Below are 6596 nucleotides of genomic sequence, written 5' to 3'. Positions count from 1 at the left end.
TCATTCCACTGGCCTGACCACCGAAGGAGCCCCCATGACCGCCGTGACCGAACTGCTATCCGACGAGCTGCTCGCCGAGATCAGGGACCGCGCCGCCGCGACCGACCGCGACAATGCGTTCTTCGCCGAGGACTTCGATGCGCTGCGCGAGATCGGTTACCTGCGGATGCTCGTCCCGCGCGAGTTCGGCGGGCTGGGCTTCACGCTCGAGCAGGCCGCGCAGGCGCAGCGCCGCCTCGCCACGGCCGCACCGGCCACCGCGCTGGGGATCAACATGCACCACGTGATCGTGGGGATCGGCCACACCCTCCACCTGCGCGGGGACGATCGCGCGCAGCGGATCTTCCTCGACGCCGTGGCCGGGGAGGTCTTCGCGTTCGGGATCTCCGAGGCGGGCAACGATTCCGTCCTCTTCGACGCGACCACGAGCGCCGAGCCCGTGGCCGAGGGCTGGCGCCTGCACGGCACCAAGATCTTCACGTCCCTGTCCCCGCGCTGGACGCGCCTGCTCGTCCACGCCCGGGTCTCCGGGGACGACGACGCCGCACCCCTCGTCTTCGGGTTCCTCACTCGGGAGGGCCACGGGTCCCCGGCGGAGGGGGCCACGGTGCGCGAGGACTGGGACGCGCTCGGGATGCGTGCCTCGCAGTCGTGCACCACGGTGCTGGACGGTGCGCTGCTGCGCACCGAGGACGTGCTCACCAGGACCCCGGCCGCACCCAACCCGGACCCCGTGGTGTGGGGGATCTTCGGGTGCTTCGAACTGTTGCTCGCGGCGGTGTACACGGGGATCGCCGACCGCGCGATCGACGTGGCCGTGGAGATCACGACCACGAGGCGATCCCTGGCCAAGGACGCCCCGTACTCGGACGACCCGGACATCCGCCGGCACGTGGCCGGGGCCGGTGTGCTACGGGACGGGGTGGAACTGCAACTGCGGCAGTTGTGCGCGGACGTGGACGCCCTGGGCTCGGACCGGGAGCCGGCGCACGGGCCGCGGTGGTTCATCCTGTTCTCCGGGGTCAAGCACCGGGCCACGGAAGCCGCGCGCGCCGTGGTGGACCTGGCGCTGCGGGCGTCCGGGGGAGCGCAGTACCGGCGCGGTTCCGAGCTCGAGCGGCTCTACCGGGACGTGCTGGCGGGGATGTACCACCCCTCGGACGAGGAATCCGTCCACGCGGCCACGGCGAAATCCCTGCTGGGACCCGTCTCGTCCTGAGCAGATCCCGGGCTCAGAACGTGCGGTCCACCCGCATGATCCGCCGGCGCAGTACATAGCGGCGTTGGCCCCCGTAGAGCACCGCCGAGCGCATGAGTTCCCACTTGCCGTACTCGGTGTGTTCCCGTACCCGGCTGCGTGCCTCGGCGGGTTTCTCCCGCGGCGCCACCGTGAGCGAGAGGTACTCGTACCGGTCGTCGCGCCCGGTCATGGCGGGGTGACCGGATACCGAACTGTGCTTCAGACGTTGTTCTTTCATTGCTCCCATTCTGCTCCGATAACGGCTAACGTCTACACCATGAGCACCGATCCCCGCGCCGCGCTGCAAGCGCTCGTCAACGCCCTCGAAGAACACCTCGCCGCCGCGGCGAACCGCCGTTCGGACGACGATCCCACGGTGGACGGAGCCTACCTGGCCATCGCCAACACCTTCGAAGCCTACGAGGAAGCCCTCTACGACGCCTACGACGAGGTCACCCCGCTCACCGTCTTCGCCGAGGAGGACGACTCCGACGACGACCTCGACTACGACGACGATGATGATGACGACGATGATGACGACGATCTTCTCGAGGACAACGAGATGATGGACGAGGATCTCATCGACGAGGACGACTACGACGATGACGATGACGAGAACGAGGACCGTGATTCCTCGAACGGACGCCGTTCCGGGCGCTGACCCGGGGGATCGGATCACGTGAGCTGCGAAGGCCTCCGCCGCGGGCGGGGGCCTTCGTGCGTGTCCAGCGGCTTCCCAGGACGGGCCGGGAAGCACCTCGGAGGGGGTGCCGTACAGTTGTCGCGTGAATTGGATCGAAGCGATAATCCTGGGCCTCGTACAGGGGCTGACCGAATTCCTGCCGGTGTCCTCCTCCGCCCATTTGCGGATCGTGGGCGAGTTCCTGCCCAACGGGGCGGACCCCGGGGCCACCTTCACCGCGATCACCCAGCTGGGCACCGAGACCGCCGTGATCATCTTCTTCTGGCGGGACATCGTGCGCATCATCAAGAAGTGGGCGCTGTCGTTGAGCGGCCGCGTGGACCGCAAGGACCCGGACGCCCGCATGGGGTGGTTCATCATCCTGGGTTCACTGCCCATCGCCGTGCTCGGTCTGTTGCTGCAGGACTACATCGAGACCCAGTTCCGCTCGCTGTGGATCACCGCGACCATGCTGATCGTCTTCGGTCTGTTCCTGGCGATCGCGGACTACATGGGCAAGCAGGAACGTCACCTGGAGGACCTGACCGTCAAGCACGCCGTGGGCTTCGGTTTCGCCCAGGCGCTGGCACTGGTGCCCGGTGTCTCCCGCTCGGGTGGCACGATCACCGCGGGTCTGCTCATGGGCTACACCCGCGCGGCCGCGGCACGCTACGCGTTCCTGCTGGCCATTCCCGCGGTGTTCGCCTCCGGCCTGTACCAGCTGTACAAGGCGGTCAGCGGCGCCGAACCCGGCGGGGTCTACTCCCTGGGCCAGACCGCGGTGGCAACCTTGATCGCGTTCGGCGTGGGTTATCTGATCATCGGGTGGTTCATGCACTACATCTCGGAACGCAGTTACAACCTGTTCGTGTGGTACCGCATCCTGCTGGGTGCCGCGCTGTTCGTGATGCTCGGAACGGGGCTCATCAGCGCCTGATCAGTACCGCCCTCGGCCCGTGACACGCGCGTTCGCGGTCACCAGGGAATAGCGGCCCCGGTGCGCCCGTTGCGTTCGGGGGAGTCCAAGAATCGTCCAAGCGAAGGTGAACATGAAGCGTTGGTCCAGCCGTCCGGTTCCGCAACTGCCCGGGGCCTCGCCCGCACCCCTCGTGCACGACACAAGCACGGGGGAGCTCGAACGGCTGGAACCGCGTGAGGGCCGGGCGGGACTGTACGTGTGCGGGATCACCCCGTATGACGCCACGCACATGGGCCACGCCGCGACGTACGTGAACTTCGACCTGCTCAACCGGGTGTGGCGCGACGCCGGCTTCCCCGTGGACTACGTTCAGAACGTCACCGACGTGGACGACCCCCTGCTCGAGCGGGCGAACGACACCGGCGTGGACTGGCGCGAGCTCGCCGAGGAACAGACGGAGTTGTTCCGCACCGACATGGCGGCCCTGAACGTGCTGGCCCCCGATCACTACGTGGGGGCCACCGAGGCCGTCGAGTGGATCGTGCCCGCCGTCGAACGCCTCGTGGAACGCGGGCTCGCGTACCGCGTCCCGGAGGGCACCGGCCAGGATGGGCGCTCGGAGCCCGCGGGGGACGTCTACTTCGACGTCGACGCCGCCGGGCGGTTGTGCGCCGACGACCCCTCCGCATGGGTGATCGGCTCCACGTGTCGCCTGGACCGGGAGCACATGCTGCCCCTCTTCGCGGATCACGGCGGCGACCCCGAACGCACGGGCAAGCGTGATCCGCTGGACCCGCTGTTGTGGCGCGTCAAGCGCGAGGGCGAACCGTTCTGGGACGGTGCGTCACTGGGTGAGGGCCGCCCCGGATGGCACATCGAGTGCAGCGTCATCGCGCTGCAGTACCTGCCCGCGCCGTTCACCGTGCAGGGCGGAGGTTCGGACCTCGCGTTCCCGCACCACGATATGGGCGCGGGCCACTCGTACGCGCTGTCCGGTGAGCCCATGGCCGAACACTTCGTCCACACCGCGATGGTGGGGCTGGACGGCGAGAAGATGTCCAAGTCCAAGGGCAACCTGGTGCTCGTCTCGACCCTGCGCCGGGAGGGAGTGGATCCCGCCGCGATCCGCCTGGCGATCCTCGCCAACCACTACCGTACGGACTGGTTCTGGACGGACGACCTGCTCGAGCAGGCGAAGCGTCGCCTCGCCACGTGGCGTGAGGCCGCCGTCAAACCTGAAACGGCCGGGGCGGACTCCCTGCTCGAGGCTGTGCGCGCGGCCCTCGGTCAGGACCTCAACGCTCCCGCGGCACTGATCGCGGTGGACGCGTGGGCCGCGCGCAACCTGGGCGGTGCCGCCGCGCGTGGTGCGGGGGCGTCGGCCGAGGACGCCGCGCTGGCGCGCGCCACGGTCGAGGCGTTGCTCGGCATCGAACTCTGAGCGCCCCGCCTCCGACGGACCCGCGCGGTCAGCCGCGGTCGTCGCGGCGGCGCAGGTAACGCTCGAACTCGCGGGCGATCGCGTCCCCGGTGGCCTCCGGGAGGTCCACGGTGTCCTTGGCCTCCTCGAGCTGGCGCACGTAGTCCGCGACCTCCGGATCCTCGGAGGCGAGCTCGTCCACGCCGCGTTCCCACGCCTCGGCGTCCTCGACCACGGGTTCGAGCGGCAGGGCCATGCCCAGCAGGTCCTCGAGGCGGCGCGCGAGCGCGAGCTGCGCCTTGGGGGAGGGCGACTGCGCCACGTAGTGCGGGACGGCGGCCCACATGCTCAGCGTGGGGAAGCCCGCGAGCGCGGCCATGTGGGAGAGCACCCCCACCATCCCGGTGGGTCCCTCGTACTGGGGGGCATCGATGTCCAGTTCCTCGCGCAGCTCCTCGGTGTCCGAGGTCAGGGTCACGGGGATCGGGCGGGTGTGGGGGACGTCCGCGAGCAGCGAGCCGAGCATGATCACGAAGTCCACGTCCAGGGCCGCGGCCTGCTCGAGCAGTTCGGCGGTGAACGCGCGCCACCGGTAGGACGGCTCCCAGCCGTGCAGCAGCACGACGTCCAGGTTGGTCCCGGGCACCGACGCCTTGGACAACCGCGTGGTGGGCCAGTGCAGTTTCTGCTCCCCGGTCAGGGGCCGGCGGATCACGGGACGGGAGTACTGGTAGTCGTAGTAGTCGTCCGAGGCGACCTCGAACACGTCCTTCGCGTTGAGCTGCTCGCGGATGAGCTTGAGGGTGTCCGTGGCGGCGTCGCCGGCGTCGTTCCAGCCCTCGAACGCGGCGATGAGCACCGTGACGGTCTCCTGGTCCGCACCGTCACGCACGACCCCGAAAGGTCCGATACCGGGCTGCTCCGAATTATTGTCCAACGTGGTCACCGTCCCACTGTACGGCCCATGCGGGTGTTCCACGAGCCGATCCCCAGCGCGGTACCGGCGGGCGCACCTACCATGTTCAGCATGCCCCTTCCCCGGTTCCGCCAGCCCTCCGACGACCGCGCCGCACCGGCCCCCGCCGGCCCCCGACCCCGCGGCGTGCGGCTGGGTCTGCTGCTGGGCGTGGAGCTGTTGCTGGACCGTTCGTGGTTCCTCATCGCGGGGCTGACCCTGGTGATGTACGGGCCCGTGCTGTGGCGGTTGTACCCCGAGCTCGGCTGGCTCAACCTACTCCTGGCCCTGGGCTTCGCGGTGGGCCTGGCCCTGAGCGTGCTGGTGCACGAACTCGCCCACGCGCTCGCGGGTCGCGCGGCCGGGTGGCCAGTGACCCGGATCGTGCTGACCCTCATGGGTGGGCACACGGCGTTCGGCAGCGTGCGCACCACGCCGCTGCCCACCGCGCTCGTGTCCCTGGCCGGACCGCTGAGCAACGTGGTGCTCGCCGCGCTGGGCACCGGTGTGCTCTTCGTGACCGCGGACAGCCCCGCGGGCCCGGGGTGGGCGCTCGTCCAGTTGCTGATCCTGGCCAACTGGATCCTGGGGTTGTTCAACCTGCTGCCCGGACTGCCGCTCGACGGCGGGCGCGTGGTGGAGGCGATCGTGTGGGCACTGACCCGCTCGGAGGCCAAGGGCACGACCGTGGCCGCGTGGTGCGGGCGCGGGATCGCGATCCTCACGGTTGCGTGGTTGCTGTGGGCGCAGGTATGGCGCCAACCGGTGGTGCTCGTGATCACGCTGCTCGTGGCCGGGTTCATCTTCATGGGCGCGGGGCAGGCGCTGCGCCAGGCACGCGTTCTGGGCGTGCTCGACGCCGTGCGGGCCGGGGGTGTCGCGCGTCCCGCGATGGAGTTCTCCCCGACCACGCCCCTGGCCCTCGTGGACGCCACCGTCATGGCCGCCACGGGGGACGACTACCGGGGATGGACCCCGGACGTCGTCGTCCGTGACCGCGGTGCCGTGGGCCTGCTGGACCCCGAGCTCGCCGAACGGGTGGCACTGGCACACCGCGGCGTCGTCGCCGTGGGGGACGTAGCCGAATGGCACCCCGCGGATACCACAGTGGACCCGGGCACCCCCGGCGGCGAACTGGCCCGCGTGCTGGAGTCCGGGCGCCGCGCCTGGGTGTGCGTCGTGGACGGTGCCGGTCACGTCACGGGCGTGGTGCACCACGAGGACCTCGCACGCTTGGCCCTGCGCGCCTGATCGCTCCATGAGCGCGGTGGGGCCATCGCCGCGGGGCGTGGTGATCCGATCGGGGCTACGGTGGGAGAATGGCTCGGGGCGGCCCGCGGTGCGGGCGTACCTACGGAGCCGGACGGCCCCGACGACGAC

The 6596-nt window shown here is 70.0% G+C and carries 7 protein-coding genes; 5 read left to right on the top strand and 2 right to left on the bottom strand.

The window, feature by feature from the left end; translation table 11 throughout:
• The first annotated feature begins 34 nt into the window (after positions 1–34).
• Entirely contained in the window at positions 35–1219 is a 1185-nt protein-coding gene (locus J1M36_RS00705; protein ID WP_064846980.1) for an acyl-CoA dehydrogenase family protein, read from the top strand.
• A gap of 13 nt (positions 1220–1232) precedes the next feature.
• On the opposite strand, the gene J1M36_RS00700 is transcribed toward J1M36_RS00705, so the two are convergent.
• The gene (locus J1M36_RS00700; RefSeq protein ID WP_094067061.1) at positions 1233–1430 is read right to left on the bottom strand and encodes a DUF5703 family protein; all 198 of its coding nucleotides are present in this window, start codon (positions 1428–1430) and stop codon (positions 1233–1235) included.
• An 87-nt stretch (positions 1431–1517) separates the two neighbouring features.
• On the opposite strand from J1M36_RS00700, the gene J1M36_RS00695 reads away from it, so the two are divergent.
• From J1M36_RS00695 to mshC, 3 genes are all read left to right on the top strand, one after another.
• A complete protein-coding gene (locus J1M36_RS00695; RefSeq protein ID WP_064846982.1) occupies positions 1518–1901 on the top strand; it encodes a hypothetical protein in 384 nt (127 codons plus the stop codon).
• Between the two features lie 124 nt (positions 1902–2025).
• The gene (locus tag J1M36_RS00690) at positions 2026–2859 is read left to right on the top strand and encodes an undecaprenyl-diphosphate phosphatase (RefSeq protein ID WP_035961521.1); all 834 of its coding nucleotides are present in this window, start codon (positions 2026–2028) and stop codon (positions 2857–2859) included.
• A gap of 112 nt (positions 2860–2971) precedes the next feature.
• Positions 2972–4282 carry a cysteine--1-D-myo-inosityl 2-amino-2-deoxy-alpha-D-glucopyranoside ligase gene (mshC, locus tag J1M36_RS00685; RefSeq protein ID WP_206478310.1) on the top strand — a complete coding sequence of 437 codons (1311 nt, stop codon included), beginning with the start codon at positions 2972–2974 and terminating at the stop codon, positions 4280–4282.
• A 28-nt stretch (positions 4283–4310) separates the two neighbouring features.
• Here mshC and J1M36_RS00680 read toward each other — a convergent pair whose 3' ends face one another.
• On the bottom strand, positions 4311–5207 hold the full coding sequence (locus tag J1M36_RS00680) for a PAC2 family protein (RefSeq protein ID WP_206478308.1): 897 nt from the start codon (positions 5205–5207) through the stop codon (positions 4311–4313).
• A gap of 81 nt (positions 5208–5288) precedes the next feature.
• Here J1M36_RS00680 and J1M36_RS00675 point away from each other — a divergent pair, with 81 nt between their 5' ends.
• Positions 5289–6467, top strand: coding sequence for a site-2 protease family protein (locus tag J1M36_RS00675; RefSeq protein ID WP_241246685.1), 1179 nt, complete (start codon positions 5289–5291; stop codon positions 6465–6467).
• The last annotated feature ends 129 nt before the right edge of the window (positions 6468–6596 follow it).

This window comes from Kocuria sp. KRD140, assembly GCF_017168375.1.
In the GTDB taxonomy this organism is placed as follows: Bacteria; Actinomycetota; Actinomycetes; order Actinomycetales; family Micrococcaceae; genus Kocuria; species Kocuria marina.
The sequence above is the reverse complement of the archived record's forward strand: the minus strand, read 5'-3'. Positions and strand labels throughout refer to the sequence as shown.

Coding starts and splice junctions, on each gene's coding strand:
- J1M36_RS00705 (WP_064846980.1), top strand. CDS start 35: ATGACCGCCGTGACCGAACTGCTATCCGACGAGCTGCTCGCCGAGATC.
- J1M36_RS00700 (WP_094067061.1), bottom strand. CDS start 1,430: ATGACCGGGCGCGACGACCGGTACGAGTACCTCTCGCTCACGGTGGCG.
- J1M36_RS00695 (WP_064846982.1), top strand. CDS start 1,518: ATGAGCACCGATCCCCGCGCCGCGCTGCAAGCGCTCGTCAACGCCCTC.
- mshC (WP_206478310.1), top strand. CDS start 2,972: ATGAAGCGTTGGTCCAGCCGTCCGGTTCCGCAACTGCCCGGGGCCTCG.
- J1M36_RS00675 (WP_241246685.1), top strand. CDS start 5,289: ATGCCCCTTCCCCGGTTCCGCCAGCCCTCCGACGACCGCGCCGCACCG.